The sequence below is a fragment of the Amycolatopsis minnesotensis genome, from assembly GCF_039529815.1.
Lineage (GTDB): Bacteria > Actinomycetota > Actinomycetes > Mycobacteriales > Pseudonocardiaceae > Amycolatopsis > Amycolatopsis minnesotensis.
Window position 1 is genome coordinate 23419 of the sequence record NZ_BAAANN010000030.1, and the last position, 22647, is coordinate 46065.

Here is a 22647-nt window from a genome sequence, read left to right on the forward strand (position 1 = left end):
GTCAGCTCCCGATTTCTTCGGTGTCCGTGCTGTCGTCGAGCGCGGCCGCGATCTCGCGGCCGATCGTGCGCCGTGCTCCTGGGTGCATCAGGTGGTCGTGGTCGCAGGCGACCAGGTGCGTGGAGATCTCCCCGCCGACGTGCGGGGCCCAGCGCCGCACCCGGTCGTCGATCTCCGCTTCGGCCAGCCCCGCGGTGGCGACGAAAAGCCGCATCGCGCCGCTGAACTCGCGGTATTCCATCGCGCACGCCAGCTTGGCGTGCTGTTTCATCGCCGAGACGAGCCGGGGGATCCGCTCCCTGCCGAGTGCGGCGAACAAACCGCCGTCGGAAGCGAGCAGATCGCAGATCTCGTCGAGCGCGAGCCGGTCGTCGGGGAATTCGGTCCGATCATATCCCGCGGTTTCCAAAAGGCGAAGCAAAAGTTCTGCGTCGTCCACTTCGTCGTCGCGCTCGTCGACCGGGAAACTGTCCACATTGGCCAGCAGTGCGACGGTTTCGCCCGCTTCTTCGAGCTGAACGGCCATTTCGTGGGCGAGCAGCCCGCCGAACGACCAGCCGAACAGGTGGTAGGGCCCCGATGGCTGCACGGTGCGCAGCCGCTCGACGTACTCGGCCGCCAGTGCCGCCATGTCCTCCGGCGGCGCCGCGGACGAGGTGACGTAGGGCGCCTGCAGGCCGTAGATCGGGCGCGCCCGCCCGATGTGCTCGGCGAGCCCGAGGTACGGCAGGCAGGTGCCCAGTCCACTGTGGACGCAGAACAGCGGTGGCAGGTCGCCGCCGGTCCTGATCGGCAGCAGCACGGCGAGCGGGTCGGCGGTGGCCCATCCGGCGTCGGCGGAGACCTCGGACGCGGCGGCGAGGTCTTCGATCCTGGGGTGCGTGAACAGGTCCGCCACGGACAGCCGGATGCCGGCCTTCCCGGCCTTGTCGACCACCTGGATCGACTGGATGCTGTTCCCGCCCGCGGCGAAGAAGTCCAGGTCGACACCCGCTTCGGGGAGCCCCAGCACGTCGGCGACGACGTCGCACAGCACGCGCTCGGCCGGAGTCCTCGGCGCGCGCGTGCCGCCGGTTTCGGTCTCCGGCGCGGGCAGCGCGGTGTGGTCGATCTTGCCGTGCCGGGTGGTCGGGAACTCGTCGAGCACCACCACCGCGGACGGGACCATGTACGCCGGGAGCCGGGTGGCCGCGTGCGCGCGCACCGGCTCGGGTGCCACGTCCCCGCGCACGTAGGCGACGACGCGGCGGTCTCCCGGCCGGTCCTCGCGGACGATCGCGACCGCCGAGGCGACCGACGGGTGGCTGCGCACGGCGTCCTCGATGTCGCCGAGTTCGATCCGGAAGCCGCGGATCTTCACCTGGTTGTCGACCCTGCCGACGAAGTCGAGGTTGCCGTCGGGCAGCCACCGCACGAGATCGCCGGTGCGGTAGACGCGTTCACCGGTGCCACCGAAGGGATCGGCGACGAAGCGCTGCGCGGTCAGGTCGGTGCGGCCGAGGTAGCCGCGGGCCAGTCCGCCGCCGACGTACAGTTCGCCGACCACGCCGATGCCGACCGGGGACAGCCGGGTGTCGAGCACGCGGAGGCGCTGGTTGGCCACCGGCCGCCCGATCGGCGGCGTGCCGCCGGGGGTGAGCGGATCGCTGGCACTGGCCCAGATGGTGACCTCGGTCGGCCCGTACAGGTTGTGCATGCGGTGCCGCGCGGACCAGCGCGCGACCACTTCGGGCGAGCACGCCTCACCCGCGACGGTGAGCACCAGCTCCTCGGGGAACGAACTTTCCGCAGGCATGGTCGAAAGCACCACCGGCGGCAGGATCGCCAGGTTCACGTCGAGTTCGCCGATCAGGTCGGCGAGCGGCTGCCCGCCGCGGTCGCCCTCCTCGGCGATGGCGAGCGCGCCGCCGACGAACACCGAGCCGCCGATTTCGGCGACCACGGCGTCGAAGCTGTGCGCGGCGAACTGCAGCATCCTCGTCCCGGTGTGCGCGCCGAGCGTGGTGCCGAGCGCGGCGATCATGTCGGCGACGCTCGCGTGCTGCACGATCACCCCCTTCGGCTTGCCCGTCGAGCCCGAGGTGTAGATCGCGTACGCCGGGTGCGACGGGGTCAGCGGCTCGGTGCGCTCAGCGTCGGTCAGGTCGCGGGAAGGGAGGTCCGCGAGCACGCCCGCGACCGCGGGATCGTCCAGGCGCAGCACCGGGATCCCGGTGTCCGGCAAGGAATCCACGCCGGGACCCGCGCCGAGCACGAGCGCGGGCTTCGCGTCCGTCAGCACGTGGCGCAGGCGCTCCTCCGGGTGCGCGGGGTCGATCGGCAGGAAGGCGGCGCCCGCCTTGAGCACGCCGAGGATCCCGACCACGAGGTCGGCCGAGCGCGGCATCGCGACCGCGACGAACCGCTCGGGCCCGGCGCCGTGCGCGACGAGCAGCCTCGCCAGCCGGTTCGCTTCCGCGTTCAGCTCGCCGAAGGTCATCGTGCCCGCCCTCGCCACGACCGCGTCCGCGCCGGGACGGGCGGCGGCGTGCGTTTCGAACAGCGCGGGCAGCACCGCCGGCCTGGCCGGGGCGACCGGGCCGCACCACTGCCGGAGCAGTTTGTCCCGCTCGTCGCCGTCGAGCGCGTCGAGGCGGCTCAGCGGCTCGTCCGGGGTGCGCACGGCCGCGTCGAGCAGCAGCGCGAACCGGCTCGCGATGCGCTCGGCGCTGTCACGGCGGAACAGGTCGGTGTTGAACTCCAACACGCCCTGCAGCGCACCGTCGGCGTCCTCTTCGAGTTCGAGCGAAAGGTCGAACTTCGCCGAATACGAGGGAATCCGCTCCGGCGCGACGGCGAGCCCCGGCAGCCCGAGCCGGCCCTGCCGGTAGTTCTGGAACGCGAGCGCGACCTGGACGAGCGCCTGCCTGGCGAGCGAGCGCGCCGGGTTCAGCTCGGCCACCACGCGCTCGTAGGGCAGGTCCTGGTTCGCGTACGCGGCGAGGTCGGTTTCGCGCACCCTGCCGAGCAGGGTCCGGAACGTGGGGTCGCCGCTGAGATCGGTGCGCAGCACGACGGTGTTCACGAACAGGCCGACGAGTTCGTCGAGCGCGGAGTCCGTGCGGCCGGCGATCGCGGTGCCGATCGGGATGTCGGTGCCCGCGCCGAGCTTGCCGAGCAGCGCGGCGAGCGCCGCCTGCACGACCATGAACGGCGTCGCCGCGCCTTCCCTTGCCAGCGCTTCGATCCGCTCGCGCAGTTCGGCGGGCAGGGTCAGCGCGACGGAGTCGCCGCGGTGCGACGCCGAGGGCGGGCGGGCGAAGTCGGCGGGCAGCGCCAGCTCCTCCGGCAGCTCGGCGAGCGTGGTACGCCAGAATTCGAGCTGCTTCGACTGCACGCTTTCCGGGTCGTCCTCGGCGCCGAGCAGCTCGGCCTGCCAGTGGACGTAGTCGGCGTACCGCACCGGCAGCGGTGTCCACTCCGGAGCGCGGCCGGAGTGGCGCGCGGTGTAGGCGGTGGCGAGGTCGTTCGCGAGCGGCGCGATCGACCAGCCGTCCGCGATGACGTGGTGCAGCACCAGCAGCAGCACGTAGTCACTCTGTCCACAGTGGAACAGGTGCGCGCGGACGGGCAGCTCCTGGCCGAGGTCGAAGCCGTGCCTGGCGGCCGAAGCCAGCTCGTCGGCCAGCTCGCCGGGACGCACCGAGGTGACGAACAGCGGCGGCTTGCCGACGCTCGCGTCGCGCACGGCGGGGTAGGGGCGCCCGTCGACCGAGGGGAACACGGTGCGCAGCACGTCGTGCCGGGTGGCGAGGTCGCCCAGCGCCGCCCCGAGCGCGTCGACGTCCGGTTCCCCGGTCAGCCGCACCGCGAGCGGGATGTTGTAGGTGCCGTGCATGTCGCCGAGCTGGTTGAAGAACCACAACCGCTGCTGTGCCGCGGAAAGCTCGGGCTCGGCCGACGCGGGTGCGCCGACGAGCGCGGGCCTCGCCTGGCCGCCGGTGTCGAGCAGCGCGGCGAGCCCGGCCACGGTCGGCGTGTCGAACAGGGTGCGCACCGGCACCTCGGTGCCCAGCTCGGCGCGGATCCGGCCGGTGAGCCGGGTGGCGAGCAGCGAATGCCCGCCGAGTGCGAAGAAGTCCTCGTCGATGCCGACCGAGGAGATCCCCAGTACCTCGGCGAACAGCCCGGCCAGCCGCGACTCCTCCGGCGTCCGCGCGGCCCGTCCGTCCACTGTGGCCAGTTCGGGTTCCGGCAGCGCGCCGCGGTCGATCTTGCCGCTCGGGGTCATCGGGAAGGCGTCCATGGTCACGAGCACCGCGGGCACCATGTACTCGGGCAGCGTCTCCCCGAGGTGCGCGCGCAGTTCGGCGGGGTCCACATCGGCGCCGGACTCCGGCACGACGTACCCGACCAGCCGGACGTCGCCGCCGCCGTGGTCGCGGGCGACGGCCGCCGCGTGCAGCACGCGGGGGTGGTCGGAAAGCACGGCCTCGATCTCGCCCAGTTCGATCCGGAACCCGCGCACCTTCACCTGGTGGTCGACCCGGCCGAGGTAGTCGATCTTCCCGTCCGGGCCCCACATCGCGACGTCACCGGTGCGGTAGATCCGGGACCCGTGCCGGCCGAAGGGGTCGGCGACGAACCGGTTCGAGGTGAGCCCGGTGCGGCCGTGGTAGCCGCGGGCGAGCGCGTCGCCGCCGATGTACAGCTCGCCGGGGCAGCCCGGCCGCACCGGCCGCAGCATCGGGTCGAGGATGTGCATCTGGGTGTTGGCGATCGGCCGCCCGATCGACGGCGCGCCCGCGCGCGAACCGTCGACGATGTCCGAAGTGGACCAGATCGTGGTTTCGGTCGGCCCGTAGAGGTTGACCACCTCCGCGCCAGCGGCGAGCAGGTCGGCGGCAAGGGGCTCGCTCAGGGCCTCACCGCCGACGAGCACCCGCCGCCCGGTGAGGTCGGGCTTTCCGGCGGCGAGCACCGACTGCCACTGGCTCGGCGTCGCCTGGATCACGGTGGCGTCGATGTCGCGGATCATCGCGGCCAGCTTCGCGGGCTCGCGCACCACTTCCCGCTCGGCGACGACCAGCGTGGCGCCCGCGAGCAGCGGCACGAACAGTTCCAGGTTCGCGATGTCGAAGCCGAACGTGGTGACCGCCAGCAGCCGGTCCTCTTCGGACACCCGAAGCCGTGCGGCCATGTCGACGACCAGGTTCAGCAGGCCGTGGTGGCGGACCACCACGCCCTTCGGCCGCCCGGTCGAGCCGGAGGTGTAGATGACGTAGCACGGGTGGTCGCCGGTCAGCGCCTCGGCCGGAGCCGCCTCGCGAACCGGCTTCGGCGCGTCCGGTGCGTCCAGCAGCAGCGCGGGGAGGTTCGCCGCCGCGCCGAGCCCGGCGGCCACCTCGGTGGTGGTCACCAGCAGCGCCGGTTTCGCGTCGTCGAACATGTACCCGACGCGGTCCGACGGGTGGTCGGGGTCGATCGGCAGGTAGGCGGCGCCGGAGGACAGCACCGCGACCGCGGCCACCACCAGGTCGGCCGAGCGCGGCAACGCGATCGCGACGACCTGCTCCGGCCCCGCGCCGCCCGCGACGAGATCCGCGGTCAGCGCCTCGACCCTGGCGCGTAGCTGCGCGTAGGTGAGCACGGTGTCGCCGCACACCAGCGCGACGCGCTCGGCGTCGGTGGCGGCCCGGTGCGCGAGCAGCGCCGGGAGCAGCTCGTCCGGCAGGTCCAGCCCGGTGTCGAACCCCGCGCGCAGGCGGTTTTCGGCGCGCTCGGCGTCGTCGGTCACGTCCACGCGCCCGACCAGTGTGCCCGGTTCCGTGCTGACCAGGCGCAGCAGGCGCTGCACCAGGGTCAGGACGTGCTCGACCTCGTGGCGGGCGAACACGTCGCCGCGGTACTGGGCGCGCAGTTCGATCCGGTCGCCGGGCAGCACGGTCAGGCTCAGCGGGTACCCGGTCGCCGCGCGGATGTCCGCGGCGACCAGCCGGAGCCCGCCCGGGTAGTCGATCCCGGCCGGTGCGGGGTAGTTCTGGAACATCAGCGCGGTGTCGAACAGCTCGCCGATCCCGGCCTGCCGCTGCACCTCGGCGAGGCCGACGTGCTGGTGGTCGAGCAGGTCGAACTGGCGGCGCTGCAGGTCGTGCAGGGTGTCCACAACGGACTTCCCGGGGTCGAGCGGCACCCGGACCGGGAGCGTGTTGGCGAACATGCCGACCATGTCCTCGACGCCGTCGAGTTCGGCGGGGCGCGCGGAGCTGACACCGCCGAACACGATGTCGCGCCGCCCGGTCAGCAGGCCGAGCGCCAGCGCCCAGCAGCCCTGCGCGACGGTGTTCAGGGTGAGGCCGCGCTCGCGCGCGGACTCGGTGACGATGGCGGTCAGCTCGCGGGAAACGGTGACCGCGACCGATTCCGGCACCTCGCGCACCGGGTCGGTGACCGAGGGCGCGACCCTCGTCGGCTCGTCCAGCCCTGCCATCGCGGTGTGCCACGCGTTGAGCGCGACCCGCTCGTCCTGCTTCGCGAGCCAGCCGAGGTGCTCGCGGTACGGGCGGGGCGCGGGCATCGCCGCGTCGTCGATCTCCCCGCCCGCGCCGTAGGCGGCGAGCAGCTCCTTCGTCAGGATCGGCATCGACCAGCCGTCCGCGAGGATGTGGTGCACCGTCCACAGCAGACGGAACTCCGCCTCGCCGGTGCGCAGCACGGTGAACCGCATCAGCGGCGGTCTCGCCGGGTCGAACCGCTTCCTGCGGTCGTCGTCGGTCAGCCGGTCCAGTTCCGCGGCCCGCTCGGCGGGGGCGAGCCCGGTGAGGTCGTGCTCGGCCAGCGGCAGTTCCACCGACGCGGGCACCACCTGCACTGGATCGCCGTTCTTCCGCCGCCGGAAGCAGGCGCGCAGGTTGTCGTGCCGCCGCAGGAGCGACCGCGCGGCGGCGTGCAGCACCGGCACGTCCAGCGGCCCGTGCAGATCGGCGACGACCTGCAGTGCGTAGACGTCGACGCCGGCGTCCTCACCGGTCAACTCGGCATGGAAGAGCAACCCCTTCTGCAGTGGGGAAAGCGGAAGGAACTGGCTCGTGCCGGCGCGCTTCATGGATACTCCTCGTCAGTCCAGTCCGAGCTCGAGCTCGTCCATTTCGTCGTCGGCGATGGTGAGCAGCGAGTCGTCCGCCTCCGGTGCTTCCGGGATGGCGGCTTCGGCCGTCCACCGCGCCGTTCCGGCGATCGCGGCGGCGGTCTTGTGCCGGAAGACGTCCCTGATCCCGATCGCCAGCCCCGCCGAGCGCGCCAGGCCGACCACCTTGATCGACAGGATCGAGTCGCCGCCGAGCGCGAAGAAGTTGTCCTCCGCGCCGATCCTGGAGAGCCCGAGCACCTCGGCCATCGCGGTGCAGAGGACCTCCTCTTCCTTGGTCTGCGCGGCGCGCCCACCCCACACGTCGGCGAAGTCGGCCTCCGGCAGCGGAAGCGCGTCGCGGTCGAGCTTCCCGTGCGGGGTCAGCGGCATCCTGTCCACCGTCAGCACGACCGAGGGCACCAGGTAGTCCGGCAGCGAACCCTGTAGCGCGCGGCGCACGTCCGCGCCGTCGACCGCGCCCCCCGCCGGGGTGACGTAGCCGATGAGCCGCTGGTGCCCCACCGTGCCCGCGTCGACCCTGACCGCCGCTTCGGCGACCTCGGGCCTGGTCCGCAGCGCGGTTTCGATCTCGCCGAGTTCGATGCGGTGGCCGCGGATCTTGACCTGGTGGTCGCGGCGCTGCAGGTGGTGGAGCTGCCCGTCGGTGAGCTGGACGTGGTCGCCGGTGCGGTACATCCGGGTGCCGTCCGAGGCGTACGGGTCGGGCAGGTACGCCGACGCGGTGCGGACCGGGTTGCGCAGGTAACCGGGACCGACGCCGATGCCCGCCACGTACAGCTCACCCGGTGTGCCCGGTGCGACCGGCCGGAGCTGGTCGTCCAAAATGTACAGTCGCGTGTTGCGCAGCGGGGTGCCGATGGGGCTGCGCGTGGTGGGCGCGTTGTCCGGCCCGATGGTGGCGTGCGTGACGTCGTCGGAGCATTCCGTCGGCCCGTAGGCGTTGACGAGCGGGATCCCGGGGTAGCGCTCGGTCCACCGCGCCGCCGTGTCCGGCGGCAGGGTCTCCCCGGTGACGAGCAGCCAGCGCAGGTGCGGCAGGGGCGGGGGAGCGGCCCACAGGTCCAGCGCCGCGCCGAGCAGTGAGGGCACCACTTCGAGGATCGTCACGCGTTCGGTGTCCGCCAGCCCGAACAGGGCGTTCGGGTCGGCGGCCGTGTCGTGGGACACGGTGCGCACGGTGCCGCCGGTGAGCAGCGGCGCGAGCATCTGCCACACCGAGATGTCGAAGGTGACCGGTGCGTTGTGGACGGTCTTGTCGGACTCGGTCATGCCGAGCGTGTCCACCTTGGCGTACAGGTGGTTCAGCATCCCGGCGCGGTGGATCATCGCGCCCTTCGGCTTGCCCGTCGAACCGGAGGTGAAGATCACGTACGCCAGGTCGGCGCCGGAACCCCGCAGGGGCACCAGGTCGTCGAGCGGGTCCTCGGCGTCGTCGATCACCACGATCTCGGTTTCCGTGCCCGCCGCCGCCACGACCTCACCGGCCAGCGCGCGCAGGTCCTCGGTGGTGACCAGGGTCGCCGCGCCCGCCTCGCCGAGGATGCCGGCGTTGCGGGGGATCGGCGCGGTGACGTCGAGCGGCAGGTACGCCCCGCCCGCGCCGAGCGCGCCGAGGATCGAGCAGACGAACCGGGTGCCCGGCGCGGCGAACACCGCGACCAGCCCGGCCCCGTCCAGCCTGCGCGCCAGTGCGCTCGACCGGCCGGCGGCCTGTGCGTAGGTCAGCTCGCGCTCGTCGTCGGCCACCGCGATCGCGGCGGGCCGGGAGAGCGCCAGGTCGCGCACCCGCTGCACGACGTCCGTGCTCTCGGCGGGGTCGTCGACCGGTGTGCCCTGCAGCAGGGACTGGGCCCGCTCGTCGCTGCCGAGCAGTTCGAGCCTGCCCAGCGGAGTGTCCACATCGGACAGCACGATGTCCAGCAGGCGGCGGAACCTGGCCGCGAAGCCGTCGACCTCGTCCGCGCTGAACACCTCGGGGAGGTAGTCCAGCCGCAGCGTCAGCTTCGAGCCGGGCAGCACCACCAGGCTCAGCGGGTAGTGCCTGGCGTCGCTGGCGAACGCGTCGCGCACCGTGGTGCCCGACGGCGCGTTCTTCATCGACTCCGGGTCCATCGGGAAGTTCTCGAACACCACCGCGGTGTCGAATAGCTCGCCGGTGCCCGCCAGCGCCGCCACCGTGTTCTGCACGTCGACGAGGCCGAGGTACTCGTGCGGCCGCACGGTGACCCGCTGGTCCTGCACGGTCGCGAACAGCGTCCGCAGCGTGCTCGCCGGGTCGAGCCCCGCGCGCACCGGCAGCGTGTTCAGGAACATGCCGACCATCTCGTCGGAACCGGCCAGTTCCGGCGGGCGGACCGAGGCGGTGGCGCCGAAGACCACGTCGGACTGCCCGGTGAGGTGCCCGAGCAGGACCGCCCAGCAGCCCTGCACCACGCTGTTGACGGTGAGGTCGTTGGCCCTGGCGAACGCGGTCAGCGCGGTGGTGACGTCCTCCGGCAGTTCGGTGACCGAGGACTCCGACAGCGTCGGGGTCCGCTCCACGTCCACCGGCGCGACTCTGGTCGGCGAGGTGAGTCCGGAAAGGACGGTGCGCCAGACCTCCAGCGAGGACTCGCGGTCCTGCGCGTCCAGCCAGGCGAGGTAGTCGCGGTAGGGCCGCGGCTCCGGCAGGGCCGCCGCCGGGTCGGCGTAGAGCGCGAACACCTCGCGCGCCAGTATCGGCATCGACCAGCCGTCCACCAGTATGTGCTGGAACGTCCACAGCAGACGGCACCGGTCTTCCCCGGTGCGGACCATGGTGAACCGCATCAGGGGCGGCTCGGTGACGTCGAAGCGCCGTTCGCGGTCGGCCGCGGTCAGCCGGTCCAGTTCGGCCGCCCGCTCCACTTCGGACAGCCCGGAGACGTCGATTTCGGTGAACGGGTTGCGCACGTGTTCGGGGATAAGCTGCACCGGCTGCCCGGTGCGGGTGTACCGGAACGCGGCGCGCAGGTTGGCGTGCCTGGCCAGCACGGCGGCGCACGCTTCGCGCATCGCGTCCGCGTCGACCGGCCCGTCCAGGTCGACGACCACCTGCAGCGCGTACACCTCGGCGTCACCGTCGTCGAACTCCGAGTGGAACAGGAGTCCTTGCTGCAGCGGGGAAAGCGACAGCACGTCGGAGATGCCGCCGGTCGCGGCGTGGAAGCCGTCGACGTCGGCCTGGCTCAGCCCGGCGACCGAGAAGTCGGACGGGGTAGGACCGCCCGCGCCCTCGGCGGAGGCGTGTTCGACGAGGGTTTCCAGTGCGCGGAACCAGGTGCGCGCGATGTCCTCGGCGTCCTCGTCCTCCAGCACCTCACCCGCCCACAGCCAGTCGGCGACCAGGTGCGGGCCGTCGGCGCGGTCCTCGGTCACCGGCGTCACCGCGAGCACGTGCCGCAACGGCATGTCCGGGCTGGTGCCGGTACCGACCATCGTCGCGGACTCCAGCGCCCAGTCCGAATCGCTCCCGGCGGAGAACCGGCCGAGGTAGTTGAAGCCGATCTGGGGGATGCCGGAAAGCCCGCGGTGCCCGACCGTCTGCGGGTTCAGGAACCGCAGGAGGCCGAAGCCGAGGCCGTGGTCGGGCAGTGCGCGAAGCTGCTCCTTGACGGTCTTGATCGCCCCGCCCGCGGTCTCGCCGGCGGCCCACAGGTCCGGCCAGTCCGGCTGGCCGAGGTCGAAGCACACCGGGAAGACGCTGGTGAACCAGCCGACCGTGCGGCCGAGGTCCAGTTCGTCCGCGATGTGCTCGCGCCCGTGGCCTTCCAGCTCGACGAGCACGCGGCCGTCGTTGAGCCGCTGGGTGCGCTGCCGCCAGTCGGCGACGGCCATCGCGAGCGCGGCCAGCAGCACGTCGTTGATCTCGGCGTTGAACGCGGCGGGCACCGAGGTCAGCAGCGCCGCGGTGGTCTCACCGGAGAGTTCGAGCCGCAGTTCGTGCGCGGTGGCGCGGACGTCGCGGCAGGTCTCCAGTGCGCGCCTGCCGAGCAGCGAGTCCACCGGCGAGAGCTGCTCTGTCCACAGGGGAACCTCGCCGAGGCGCTCGCTGGTGCGGGCGTTTTCCGACAGGAGCTGGGACCAGCGGCGGTAGGAGGTGCCGACCGGGTCCAGTTCGGGCGCGCGCCCGGCGGACACGGCCTCCCACGCCTGGCGGAGGTCCGGCACGATGATGCGCCAGGACACGCCGTCGACGGCGAGGTGGTGCACCATCAGCAGCAGGCGCTTCGGCTTGCCTGGCCCCGATTCGAGCAGGACCGCCTGCACCATCCTGCCCTCGTCCGGAGCGAGCCGCTCGCGTGCGCGTTCGACCTGCTCCTCGACGGCCGCGGCTGGATCGGTGCCCGCGGGCACCGCGACCGTGCGCACCAGCGATTCCGCGCGCACCGAGCCGCGCTCGGCGATCTCCAGGCTCCACACCCCGAACGTCGGGACGTCGAGCCGCATGCGCAGCGCGTCGTGCCGGTCGAGCACGGTCTGCAGCGCGGTCCCGATCGTCGCCGCGTCCACTTCGGACGGCACGGGGAGCACCACGTACTGGCTGAACTCGGCGACCGGTTCGGACTGGCCGTTGGTCTCGAAGTTGAGCTGGTGCGCGATCGGCGTGAGGTCGAGCTGGCCGACGCCGTCGTCCACCGTCTCGCGCGCGGCGTCGGCGTGCTTGGCGACCAGGGCCAGCGAAGCGGGGGTCTTGTGCGTGAAGATGTCGCGCGGGGTGAACACCAGCCCGGCCTTGCGCGCCTTCGTCACGGCCTGGATGGCGATGATCGAGTCGCCGCCGAGCGCGAAGAAGTTGTCGTCGGCACCGATCGCCTTGACGCCGAGCGCACCGGCCATCGCGGCGCAGATGATCTCTTCCTCCGGCGTGCGCGGCGCGCGGCCCTGCCGGGCGGCGCTGAGGTCCGGGGTCGGCAGCGCGTCCCGGTCGAGCTTTCCGTGCGGGGTCAGCGGGAACTCGGGCAGCGCCACGATCGCCGAGGGCACCAGGTACTCCGGCAGGAACTCGCGCAGCGCGTCGCGCAGTACCGCACCGTCCAGTGTGGACGGACCGGTGACGTAGCCGATCAGGCGCTGGTGCCCGTTCGCGTCCGGCACGGCCAGCACGACCGAACCGGTGACACCGGGCCGGGTCCGCAGCGCCGCCTCGATCTCGCCGAGTTCGATGCGGTGGCCGCGGATCTTGACCTGGTGGTCGCGGCGCTGCAGGTGGTGCAGTTCGCCGTCGATGAGCTGGACGTGGTCGCCGGTGCGGTACATCCTGCTGCCGTCGGAGGCGAACGGGTCCGCGATGTAGGTCGAGGTGGTCCGCTCCTGGTTGTGCAGGTAGCCGCGCCCGACCCCGATCCCGGCGACGTACAGCTCACCCGGCGTGCCGGGCGGGACGGGCCGGAGCTGGTCGTCCAAAATGTACAGTCGCGTGTTGCGCAGCGGCGTGCCGATCGGAGTGCGGGTGACCGGCGGGTTGTCCGGTCCGATGGTGGCGTGCGTGACGTCGTCGGAGCATTCCGTCGGCCCGTAGGCGTTGACGAGCGGGATGTGCGGGTAGTGCGTGGTCCAGCTCGTCGCGGTGTGCGGCGGCAGGGTCTCGCCGGTGACGAGCAGCCAGCGCAGGTGCGGCAGCGGCGGGGGAGTGGCCCAGGTGTCCAGTGCCGCGCCGAGCAGCGAGGGCACCACTTCGAGGACGGTCACGCCCTCGGAATGCGCGGTGCCGAACAGGACGTCGGGGTCCGCGGCGGTGTCGCGGGAGACGGTGCGGACGGTGCCGCCGGTGAGCAGCGGCGCGAGCATCTGCCACACCGAGATGTCGAAGGTGACCGGTGCGTTGTGGACGGTCCGGTCGGCCGCGGTCATGCCGAGCGTGTCTGCTTTGGCCAGCAGGTGGTTCAGCATGCCCGCGCGGTGGATCATCGCACCCTTCGGCTTGCCGGTGGACCCGGAGGTGAAGATCACGTACGCCAGGTCGTCGGCGGAGCCCGGCTCGGTGGCGGGCTCGGCGAAGGTGCCGTCGAACGGGTGGCTCGCGGGCACGAGCGTCACACCGGGGTAGGCGGCGGCGAGCTGCTCGGCCGCGGCTTCCTGCCCCTCGCCGACGACGACGGTGCCGATCTCGTTGTCCGACAGCAGGCTCGCGTTGCGGGCGACCGGGGCGGTGACGTCGAGCGGGACGTACGCGGCGCCCGCGCCGAAGATGCCGAGGATCGAGCCCGCGAAGCAGGCACCCGGTGCGGCGAGCACGCCGACGAGCGAGTTCGGGCCGACGCCGGTCGAACCGAGCCGTCCCGCCAGCCGGTCCGCCCACGCGACGAGCCGCGCGTAGGTCACTTCGCGTTCGTCGTCGACGACCGCGACGGCGTCCGGGCGCTCGCCCGCGATCGCGCGAACCCGGGTGAGGACACCGGTTTCGCAGTCGTCCGGCACCCATTCGCCGGTGCCCCAGTCGGCCAGGTCGCGCCCTTCGGCGCCGGTGACCACGTCGACCCTGCTGACCAGCTCGTCCGGGCCCGCGTGCGCGAGCGCGAGCATGAACTGCACGAACCGGTCGAGGTGGCCCTCGATCTGCTCCGCGCTGTACAGCTCGGGGTTGCCGTTGAAGTGCACCTCGACCCCGCCCGGCGTCGGCTCCACGACCGTCACCATGAGGTCGTTGACGATGCCGGTGGACAGGTTGTTCAGCACGGTCGTGCACTCGCCGAGCTTCAGCGCCGGCGCGCCGGGCAGCACGTTCACGAACGGCCCGAACGGGCGGCGGTTGTCGACGCGGAGGGCCATCTCCTTGCGGATCTTCGAGGTCGGGAAGCGCTGGGCCTTCAACGCCCTGGCAAGGGACTTCGACGCCTGTGTGAGCACGTCGCGGACCGTGGTGGTGTTGCCGACGCGCAGCCGCACCGGCACGTAGTTCGCGACCATCCCCGGCACCGCGCGCATCGCGGGGCCGCTGCGGCCCGCGATCGGCAGCGTCAGCAGCACCTCCTCGGTGCCGAGCAGCTTGCGGAGGTAGGCGCCGGTGGCGGCGATGACGAACGTCGGCCAGGTGACCTTCGCCTGCTCGGCGACCGCGCGCAGGGTGGCGGCGGTGTCGTCGTCGAGGCGGAGGTTGCGGCGCATCTGCGCGCTGGCGGGCTCGGGCTCGCGGCCGGACAGGCTCACGAGTTCGGGCGCGCCTTCGAGTTCACGGTTCCAGTACGCGCGGTCCTTCTCCCAGCGCGGGCCCTGCGTGTACTCGATCTCGGCGTTCACGAGCTGCGCCAGCGGCGGGAACGCGCCGTCCGAAGTGGACTCGCCCTTTTCCAGCGCGGCGTAGATCGCGGCGACCCGCTGCCACCACAGCATTTCGCTGTAGCCGTCGCCGATGATGTGGTGCACGCACATGTAGCACCACACGCGGTCGTCGGCGAGGGTGATGATGGCCCACCGGGTGAGCCTGCCCTCGGTGACGTCGAACGGGTCGCGCATGTCTTCGTGGATCCAGGCGAGCGCCGCGGCCTCGGGATCGGCCTCGGCGCTCAGGTCGAACACCGTCACCGGCGGCTCGCCGAGCGGCTCGATCACCTGGCGCGGCTCGCCGTCGATCTCGGTGAAGCGCACCCGCGAGTTCTCCGACTCGGTGAGCAGCACCCGCAACGTCTCGTACAGCAGCCCGGTGTCGACCGGCCCGCGGATGTCGAGGTAGTCGCCCATGTTGTAGGCGAGGCTGCCGGTGGCGAACTGCTCGTCGAACCAGATGTCGGTCTGTGCGGCGGAAAGCGGGAGCCCGGTGTCCTGTGGCGAAGTCATAGCAGCGTCCCCGAGAGGTCGGTGGTTGAAGCGGCGAAGGTGTCGTTGTAGTCGGCGGTGTCTTCCAGGACTTCCTGGCCGTAGATGTCGGCGACCCACTGGTCGTGGTAGATGGTGTCCAGGTAGCGCTCACCGAGATCGGGTGCGATCGCGACCGCGGTGAGCCTGCCGTCCGGCCGGTTCTCGGCGACCCAGTGCCGTGCGCCGTGCACGACCGTCCCGGTCGAACCGCCGAACAGGAACCCGCGCCGCACCAGCGACCGGCAGGCCCTGATGGTGTCCGACTCGTGCACCATCACCAGATCGTCCACAAGGGACTCGTCCAGCAGCTGCGGCCGGGTGCTGGTGCCGAGGCCGGGGATCATCCGCTGCCCGGCGGGCCCGCCGAAGGTGGTGGAGCCGACCGAGTCGATCGCGACCACCCGCACCGAAGGCTTGACGTCGCGCAGGAACCGCGCGCAGCCCATCAGCGTGCCGGTGGTGCCCGCGCCGACGAACAGCACGTCGAGGTTCGGGACGTGGCGCAGGATCTCCTGCGCGGTCCGGTTGTAGTGCGCGCCCCAGTTGCCCGCGTTCGCGTACTGGTTGAGCCACACGTAACCGTGTTCGCCGGCGAGCCTGCGGACCACCGCGATGCGCGCGCCGAGGAACCCGTGCTCCGGGTCCGGCTCGGTGACCACCTGCACGGTGCTGCCGAGGGTCTGCATGAGCTGGCGCGCGCCGAGGGTGCACCGCGAGTCGGTGACGCAGACGAACCGGTAGCCGCGGCTCGCGGCGACCGTGCTCAGCGCCACCCCGAGGTTGCCCGACGAGCTCTCGACCAGCGTCGAGCCGGGGCGCAACCGGCCCTCGCGCTCGGCGTTGTCCACCATCTGCACGGCGGCCTTCAGCTTGATCGAGCCGCTGAAGTTGAAGCCCTCGCACTTGAGCAGCAGCGGGAACCCGGCAAGACCGCGCAGGTCCACGTACAGGTCGTCGACGTTGAACTCTTGCGGAGTCGTGATGACGCGCATCGTGCCCCAATCACTCGGGTGGCCGGAACGGGTGAAGGTCATTCCCCGTGGCGGCGAAGGTCGTGGAAGAAGCCGTCCACCGGCCGCAGCTCGCCCGAGTCGCGCAGGGCGTCGTGCACGTGCCGTCCGACGGCGAGGTCGAGCACCCCGAGCCCGAACGGGGAGAAGATCAGCGTCCGGGCGGGATCGAGCGCGACCTCGCCGGTGATGACCTCGGCGAGCGTCCCGTTCAGGAAGTCGCGGTTGCCGGTCGCCTGCTCGGCGAGGTGCACCGAGGTGTTCGCGCGCAGGCAGTGGTCCACGTCGTCGACGATGTTCTCGGCGGCGAGGACGACCTCGGGGGAGAGGTCGCGCAGCGAGACGTTGAGGACCAGCGGCGCGTGCGAGAACCAGCCGGGGTCGGTCACGTGCGGGGTCGCCGCGACGGTGGCGAACACGACCAGGTCGCTGGCGCGGATCAGGCTCTCCGCGTCCTCGTGGACCTTCACCTCGGCCGTGTCGGTGCGGTTCAGGTAGCCGCGGAAGCCCTCGGCGTGCTCGGCGGACAGGTCGTGCACGCCGATCTCGTCGAACTGCCAGCCGGTGGCCGCGAGGTAGGTGTGGATGTAGCGCGCGATCAGGCCGGTGCCGACGATGCCGAGCCGGCGCGGGCGCGCGCGGTGCTCGGACAGGCGCTGCGCGGCCAGTGCGGCGGACGCCGCGGTGCGCACCGCGCTGATGATCGAGCTTTCCAGGCAGGCGAACGGGTAGCCGGTCTTCTGGTCGTTGAGGATCAGCACCGCGGACGCGCGCGGGATGCCGTCGGCGATGTTCTCGGGGAAGCTGGAGATCCACTTCACGCCGTCCACCGCGACATCACCGCCGACCGAAGCGGGCAGCGCGATGATGCGCGAGGTCGGGCGGTCGGGGAAGCGGAGGAAGTAGGACGGCGGGTTCACCGTCGCCTGCTGGTGGTGCAGCAGGTAGGTCGCCTCGGTCAGCTCGACGATCTCCTTTTCCCGGTGGCCAAGCACCTCGTGCACCTGCGCCCCGGAGATCACCGAGAACGTCGGGCTGCTCTGCTGTTCGGGCATCGACATGCTCCTCGCGCTCCCATTCGTGTTCTGTCGACGTCCACCGTCTGCCAGCCCGCTGACACCCTGCTGACCCCGAGCTGACGAGCTGAATTCCTGGTCAGCGCGCCGGTCACCGGCTAGATTCAGGTGGTCGCTCGCGGTGGCGGGGGACTTCGAGGAGGGGTTCGAAGTGCGCGTAGCGGTCGCGGAAGACCAGTTCCTGCTCCGGGACGGACTGGTGCGCATGCTCGAAGCGCACCGCTTCGACATCGTCGCGGCGGTGGGCAGCGGCCCGGAGATGCTGGCCGTGATGACGGAGCAGAAGCCCGACGTCAGCCTCATCGACATCAGGATGCCGCCGACGTTCACCGACGAGGGCCTGCGCACCGCCTTGCAGGCGCGGAAGATCCACCCCGGCCTGCCGGTGCTGCTGCTGTCGCAGTACGTCGAGCAGCTCTACGCGAGGGAGCTGCTGGAGGACGGCACGGGCGCCGTCGGCTACCTGCTCAAGGACCGCGTGTTCAACAGCCAGCAGTTCGTGACCGCGCTGCACCAGGTCGCCGCCGGCGGCACCGTGATGGACCCGGACGTGGTGGCGAAACTGCTGAGCCGGACCAGCTCCGACAGCACCATCGACCGGCTCACCGAGCGCGAGCGGGAGGTGCTGGGCCTGATGGCGGAGGGCCGCTCGAACGCGGCGATCGCGGCGGCGATGGTGGTCACCGAGAAGGCGGTGGCCAAGCACATCAGCAGCATCCTGACGAAGCTCGACCTGCCGCCGTCGACCGACGACAACCGGCGGGTGCGCGCGGTGCTCACCTACCTCGGCGCCTGATCCGTTCGGTCGCTACGGTGCGCGGAGCGAAGGTCGCCGAAGACGCCAATTCCGACCACGTGAGAATCCCGAGGTGGACCGACATCACCTTCCCGAACCGTCCGCCGCAGGTCTACATGATCACCATCCTGTGACGGGCCGCGGCTGAGCGCCGGTCGTCAAGCCGGTCGCGCGGCGATCAGGCGCACGGTGGCGATCGCGCGGTCGATTTCATCGTGGCTGTTGACGATTCCGGCGCCCATGCGGACGGTCGCACCCGCGTACGGGGACGTGGCGGCTCTGATTCGGTGTGCCCCCAGTGCCGCCACGACCTCGCCGGCGCCGCGGCCTGAGATCTGGAAGCAGACGAGACCGCCGGCCATGGCCGGGTTCCGCGGGGTGAGCAGCCGGATGCCGGGGGTTTCGGCCAGCTCCTGCCGCAGTCGCGTGTTCAGCTCGCGGATCCGGGCGGCGATCGCGGATCGCCCGATGCGAAGGTGGAACCCGGCCGTTTCCGTCAACGCGAAGACGTTGGCGTAGTCGGTGAACCCGCCGGGCGCGAAGTAGGACGCCCGGGTGGCGGGCAGGGGGCGGTTGCCGCGCCAGCACGCGTGCAAGGTGGCGTCGATTTCGAACGACGGGATCGTGGGTGAGATCTGCCGCCACGCCCGCGCGCGCCCGTGCACGACGCCGGTGCCCGCCGGGCCGAGGAACCACTTGTGCGCACCGGCGATGAAGAAGTCGCCGCCAAGCCGGGCGGCGTCGTGGTCCTCCGCGCCGAAACCCTGCACTCCGTCGACGACGAGGAGGCAGCGATCCGCTTCGTCGCGATCGCGATTGGCGTCCGCGACGACGGTGGCGATTTCCGGCAGCGGGAGTTTGACGCCGGTGCGGGAGCTGACCCAGGTCAGGCCGAGGCAACGGGTGCGCGGGGTGAGCGCGGCGCGGACCCGGTCGAGGATCTCCTCCCTGGTCGCGCGGGCGGGGTCGCGGTACAGCGCGCACTTGCGCACGGCCGCCCCGGTCTTTTCGGCGGCGCGGTGCATCGCTTGGTGGTGCGAATAGTGGGCGTCGTGGGTGAGCACCATTTCGGCACCGGCCGGAATGGACAGTCCGTTGTAGACCAAGGCCAGCCCGGAGGTGGTGCTGGGGACGAAGGCGACCTCTTCGGCAGGCGCTCCCAGGTAGCCGGCCATGGCGGCCTTCGCCTGGAGGTAGGGGCTCTCAGCGGAGACCCCGGAACCCAGCTCGGCGAGGTCGCCGAGCAGGAACGTCTCCAGTAGCTGGGGATCGGCGTCCAGCCGGGCCCGCCAGTGGTCCGCGGCGGTGCGGACGACGGCGGGCGGGGAGGCCAGGAAGAAGTTCGCCAGGTGGATCCGGGACCGGTCCAAGCGGAACTCGGGGCGGAGTGCCCGCCACGCCGCTTCCGCCGCGCCCGCAAGGGGAAGGCGTTGCGCGACCGCGTTCATCCGATGGTCAGCGTCGCGTACTTGGGGGTGACGTGCCTTGCCTCGAACCTGGCCTTGTCGACCAGCGCGAACGCCATCCACCCCGCGCCGACGACGTCCTGTGCGTCCCGGACGGTGACCTCCCACTTGCTGCGCAGGTCTTCGGCGGCCACGCAGCGGACGGTGGTCTCGATCTCGGCGCCGACGGCGATCGGGCCCCGGTGGTCGAAGTGCTGTCCGCTGCCCAGCGAGCAGTGTCCGTGCGGCATGTCCTCCAGCAGCACCGTCATGCAGTACTGCTCGCACAGCCTGATCAGTACGTAGGAGGCGACCACGGGGGGCTTGTCGGTCCATTCAGGACCGGGGCCGCCGAGTTGCACGCAGTCGGCGGGCTGAGTCGTGTAACGCGTACTGCGGGTTTCGCCGACCCGGGCAACCGCGGCGGAACCGGACCGGCGGCGGCCGAGGAGGGCGCCGGTGAACAAGGGCATCGGGATCACCGGACCCGGGCGGTGCCGGGCACGGGCTCGACGGCCAGTGGCGCGGAGAACGGATCCGGCAAGTAGGCCCGCACCACAATTGCTTTGACGCCCGCGGTGGCGGCGATTTCGTCGATATCCACGCAGAGTTTTTCGTCGAACAATTCTTGTGCAACGGAAAGAATGTAGTCGTGCATCGGCTGAGTCTCCCAACAGTGCGGGCGCTTCGGGAAAGTGAAATAGCGAAGATGGCTGTTCGAATAGCGGATGCCGGGCGTCTCGCCGCTGAGAACCCCGTATGGGCCCTGCCGGGTGTCCTTGGGTGACCTTTACCGGCTGTCGTAACGGTACAAGCCAGGAACAGGTCACCTCAAGTGCCCAGTTGATCACTCTTTCACAGTTAACACCTGAGCCACGTCCGTTAACGCCTGCGCCATGCGTGCGTCTCGTTGCGACCGCGGATTGTTTCCGCATGGCTTGATGAGTGTTGCGCAGGGCACAGGAAGACGCTGCTCGCGGTGCGAATTCGAGAAGTCCGCGTTTTGTCAAGATCTTGGGCGATGAAGTCAAGAACCTCGGGCCGATCGGGCAACCCGTGCATTCGGCTCAGGGCTCGCCGGTCGAATCGTGCGCCTGCGCGAGCATTGCCTTCGACGCCAACCCGCACGCGTCCGGCGCGGCTGGCTTTGGCTGTCCGGGTTGTGCTCAGGTGAAGAGGTCTTCGCCCTCTTCGCCGGATGGGTCCATGCTCAGCAGATCTTCGTGCAGCGAAGCGAGTTCCCTCTTGGTCGGCTCGAACTCCGGGGTGCACTCGACCAGGCACCAGCCCGGAGCGTCCGCCGGTGCGTCCTCGTCGCGTCCCAGCGCGGTCAACCGGTACAGAAGCTGGAACGCCGCGTCGTAAGCCGCGTTCCTGGCGAGCCGGGTCAGATCCTGCCGATCGGCACCGGCGGCCAGCAGCCGGGCCGCGGCCGGAGTCGCCTCCAGCGCGCCCGGTTCGGACCAGCCGTCGATCATGTCGGGCCAGATGGCTCGAAGGACAAGGTCCCTGGCTGCCCCGGAATTCTCGTCCTCGGTGGAGTGCGTCGACATGCCTGGGGATCTTGGCACAGTGACGTCCGCTATGCGGTGGTTTCGCTGCGAATGCCCCCGTCAGCCGAGGTCTCGGATGCCCCACATGCGCACGATCTCGGCCATCGGGGTCAGCTCGTCCGGGGTTTCACCGAGTGGTGCGAATGCGCCGGAGGGGTGGCCGCGGTCGTCGGGTGCTTCGTGCCAGGTGGTGTTTTCGCCGTCGGTCAGGGTCAGCAGGTGGTGGTGGCAGCCTGGGCAGGCGGTGTCGCGGCGCCAGTCGTCTTCGTCGAGGCGGAACAGGTCGTAGGGGGCGAACCGTCTTCCGCAGTCGAGTTCGACTTCGTGCTCGTGGCCGCGGTAGTGGCGCAGCCGGTGCACTGTTCGGCCGGTGTCGCTGGCGTGGCGCACGTAGGTGACGTGGAAGCTCATGTCCGGCCCCTCCAGGCGGCGCAGTTCTCGCACAGGTTCTTCGCGGTCCGGATGCTCGGGCCGAACGCGGTGCCGCACGCGGTCCGCAGCGTCACGCCGTCGCGGTTGCGGAACACGCGCACGATCCAGTGCTGACGATCGTCGTCACAGCTCGCCCAGCTCATAACAGCGCCACCAGATCACGCCGGGCGAGCGGCTCGACGTGCTCGTAGCCGAACGCCTCATCGAGCACCACGCGGGTACGCCCCGCTGGCACCTCGTACCTCGGCGGCACGGAGACGGCGAGCCAGCGCGCGACGGGGAGGATCGCCGCGAGCGCGAACAACGGAACCACCAGAAACGCGGCCATCCCAATCTCCTTCGGCAGGTGGGGAGCGGTGGGCCCGCCGGGTAGCGGACCCACCGCCCGGGCCTTCACCGCCGGCGCATCTTGGTTCGGAGGAACCGAGAAAGCGGCCTTGGCCCGATGGCAGGTTATAACTGGACATGGACAGCTATCTAGACTCGAATGGGCGAACTGCGCAACTGGTGATGGATGAGGCAGGATGTTGACGGACAGTTGTCTGGAGAAGGAGCACGAATGGCGCAACAGAACCCGCAGCGGTTCGAACTCGGTGAGATGCTCCGCACCCTCCGAGAGCGCGTGGGCGTTCAGGCGAAGACCGTCGAAGACGATCTTCGCTGGTATCCGGGCAAGGTGTCCCGCGTCGAGCAGGGCAAACGAGTCCCGGTCGCCGCCGAGATCGATCGACTCGCCGACCTGTACAAGCTCAACGAGGGCGAGCGGAGCACCCTGCACCTGCTGGCCGATGCGGCGAGGAAGCGCGAGTCGTCGGCGCACGTGGCCGACTTCGCGCAGACCTACGTGACGCTCGAACGCGCTGCGATCCAGATCGACCACTTCGATGCTGAGCTGATCCACGCGCTCGTCCAGACGGAGGCGTACGCGCGAGCACTGCTCGACATGTCACTGGAAGGACAGGTCGCCGACCTCGTCGCAGATCGGATCGCGCGGCAGGCGATCCTTGCTCGGCCGGAGCCGCCACGCTTGCGGGTCTTGCTCGGTGAGGCGAGTCTGCATCGCATGGTCGGCGGTGCCGACGTGATGCGAGAGCAACTCGATCACCTGCTTCAGGCTGGAAAGCGACCGAACGTGTCGATCCGGATCCTGCCGAACTCCGTCGGCGCCTACCGCACGATCGGCGTGGGCTTCAAGATCCTGCGCCTCGCTTCGCCGAACCTCACGAGGGTCTACATCGAGGGCATGACCGACGCGACCTATATCCACGAAGCTGACGAGACGGCGGTCTACGAAACGGCCTTTGACGAGGTCTGGGGTAAGGCGGCGAACAACGTTGAGTCTGGGAACATCCTCCGTAGGCGCATCGAAGAGATCGACTGACGGAGGAGCC

Annotated in this window: 13 protein-coding genes; 2 read left to right on the plus strand and 11 right to left on the minus strand. The window is 70.9% G+C overall.

Annotated features, from left to right (window positions below):
* Window position 1: 1 nt before the first annotated feature.
* From ABD256_RS31200 to sbnB, 4 genes are read right to left on the minus strand one after another with little or no spacing between them, the layout of a single operon-like run.
* Window positions 2–7084, minus strand: a complete 7083-nt coding sequence (locus ABD256_RS31200; RefSeq protein WP_344427109.1) for an amino acid adenylation domain-containing protein — start codon at window positions 7082–7084, stop codon at window positions 2–4.
* A 12-nt stretch (window positions 7085–7096) separates the two neighbouring features.
* Entirely contained in the window at window positions 7097–14923 is a 7827-nt protein-coding gene (locus tag ABD256_RS31205; protein ID WP_344427112.1) for an amino acid adenylation domain-containing protein, read from the minus strand.
* Entirely contained in the window at window positions 14920–15936 is a 1017-nt protein-coding gene (sbnA, locus tag ABD256_RS31210) for a 2,3-diaminopropionate biosynthesis protein SbnA (RefSeq protein ID WP_344427115.1), read from the minus strand. The genes ABD256_RS31205 and sbnA overlap by 4 nt, the downstream gene beginning before the upstream one ends.
* Before the next feature lie 38 nt (window positions 15937–15974).
* Window positions 15975–17009: a 2,3-diaminopropionate biosynthesis protein SbnB gene (gene sbnB, locus ABD256_RS31215; RefSeq protein ID WP_344427118.1), complete on the minus strand. Its 1035-nt coding sequence runs from the start codon at window positions 17007–17009 to the stop codon at window positions 15975–15977.
* Window positions 17010–17181: 172 nt separating this feature from the next.
* Here sbnB and ABD256_RS31220 point away from each other — a divergent pair, with 172 nt between their 5' ends.
* Window positions 17182–17826, plus strand: a complete 645-nt coding sequence (locus ABD256_RS31220; protein WP_344427335.1) for a response regulator — start codon at window positions 17182–17184, stop codon at window positions 17824–17826.
* Between the two features lie 158 nt (window positions 17827–17984).
* Here ABD256_RS31220 and ABD256_RS31225 read toward each other — a convergent pair whose 3' ends face one another.
* The 7 genes from ABD256_RS31225 to ABD256_RS31255 all read right to left on the minus strand — a co-directional run bounded on the left by ABD256_RS31225 (window position 17985) and on the right by ABD256_RS31255 (window position 21584).
* Window positions 17985–19274, minus strand: a complete 1290-nt coding sequence (locus ABD256_RS31225) for an aminotransferase class V-fold PLP-dependent enzyme (protein WP_344427121.1) — start codon at window positions 19272–19274, stop codon at window positions 17985–17987.
* Window positions 19271–19744 carry a thioesterase family protein gene (locus ABD256_RS31230; protein ID WP_344427124.1) on the minus strand — a complete coding sequence of 158 codons (474 nt, stop codon included), beginning with the start codon at window positions 19742–19744 and terminating at the stop codon, window positions 19271–19273. Before ABD256_RS31230 ends, ABD256_RS31225 begins: the two co-directional genes overlap by 4 nt.
* 5 nt (window positions 19745–19749) lie before the next feature.
* The gene (locus ABD256_RS31235) at window positions 19750–19929 is read right to left on the minus strand and encodes a hypothetical protein (RefSeq protein WP_344427127.1); all 180 of its coding nucleotides are present in this window, start codon (window positions 19927–19929) and stop codon (window positions 19750–19752) included.
* A 508-nt stretch (window positions 19930–20437) separates the two neighbouring features.
* Window positions 20438–20824: a hypothetical protein gene (locus tag ABD256_RS31240; protein WP_344427130.1), complete on the minus strand. Its 387-nt coding sequence runs from the start codon at window positions 20822–20824 to the stop codon at window positions 20438–20440.
* A 60-nt stretch (window positions 20825–20884) separates the two neighbouring features.
* The gene (locus ABD256_RS31245) at window positions 20885–21235 is read right to left on the minus strand and encodes a hypothetical protein (RefSeq protein WP_344427133.1); all 351 of its coding nucleotides are present in this window, start codon (window positions 21233–21235) and stop codon (window positions 20885–20887) included.
* Window positions 21232–21399 (minus strand): hypothetical protein, encoded by a 168-nt coding sequence (locus ABD256_RS31250; protein ID WP_344427135.1) that lies wholly within the window; start codon window positions 21397–21399, stop codon window positions 21232–21234. The genes ABD256_RS31245 and ABD256_RS31250 overlap by 4 nt, the downstream gene beginning before the upstream one ends.
* The gene (locus ABD256_RS31255; RefSeq protein ID WP_344427137.1) at window positions 21396–21584 is read right to left on the minus strand and encodes a hypothetical protein; all 189 of its coding nucleotides are present in this window, start codon (window positions 21582–21584) and stop codon (window positions 21396–21398) included. Before ABD256_RS31255 ends, ABD256_RS31250 begins: the two co-directional genes overlap by 4 nt.
* Window positions 21585–21815: 231 nt before the next feature.
* Here ABD256_RS31255 and ABD256_RS31260 point away from each other — a divergent pair, with 231 nt between their 5' ends.
* On the plus strand, window positions 21816–22637 hold the full coding sequence (locus tag ABD256_RS31260) for a helix-turn-helix domain-containing protein (protein ID WP_344427140.1): 822 nt from the start codon (window positions 21816–21818) through the stop codon (window positions 22635–22637).
* Window positions 22638–22647: the final 10 nt, after the last annotated feature.

Bases quoted from the DNA above. Each gene is read 5' to 3' on its own strand.
- ABD256_RS31240 (WP_344427130.1), bottom strand. From the start codon at position 20,824: ATGTCGACGCACTCCACCGAGGACGAGAATTCCGGGGCAGCCAGGGAC.
- ABD256_RS31205 (WP_344427112.1), bottom strand. From the start codon at position 14,923: ATGACTTCGCCACAGGACACCGGGCTCCCGCTTTCCGCCGCACAGACC.
- sbnA (WP_344427115.1), bottom strand. From the start codon at position 15,936: ATGCGCGTCATCACGACTCCGCAAGAGTTCAACGTCGACGACCTGTAC.
- ABD256_RS31200 (WP_344427109.1), bottom strand. From the start codon at position 7,084: ATGAAGCGCGCCGGCACGAGCCAGTTCCTTCCGCTTTCCCCACTGCAG.
- ABD256_RS31260 (WP_344427140.1), top strand. From the start codon at position 21,816: ATGGCGCAACAGAACCCGCAGCGGTTCGAACTCGGTGAGATGCTCCGC.
- ABD256_RS31245 (WP_344427133.1), bottom strand. From the start codon at position 21,235: ATGAGCTTCCACGTCACCTACGTGCGCCACGCCAGCGACACCGGCCGA.
- ABD256_RS31250 (WP_344427135.1), bottom strand. From the start codon at position 21,399: ATGAGCTGGGCGAGCTGTGACGACGATCGTCAGCACTGGATCGTGCGC.
- ABD256_RS31255 (WP_344427137.1), bottom strand. From the start codon at position 21,584: ATGGCCGCGTTTCTGGTGGTTCCGTTGTTCGCGCTCGCGGCGATCCTC.
- sbnB (WP_344427118.1), bottom strand. From the start codon at position 17,009: ATGCCCGAACAGCAGAGCAGCCCGACGTTCTCGGTGATCTCCGGGGCG.
- ABD256_RS31235 (WP_344427127.1), bottom strand. From the start codon at position 19,929: ATGCACGACTACATTCTTTCCGTTGCACAAGAATTGTTCGACGAAAAA.
- ABD256_RS31225 (WP_344427121.1), bottom strand. From the start codon at position 19,274: ATGAACGCGGTCGCGCAACGCCTTCCCCTTGCGGGCGCGGCGGAAGCG.
- ABD256_RS31230 (WP_344427124.1), bottom strand. From the start codon at position 19,744: ATGCCCTTGTTCACCGGCGCCCTCCTCGGCCGCCGCCGGTCCGGTTCC.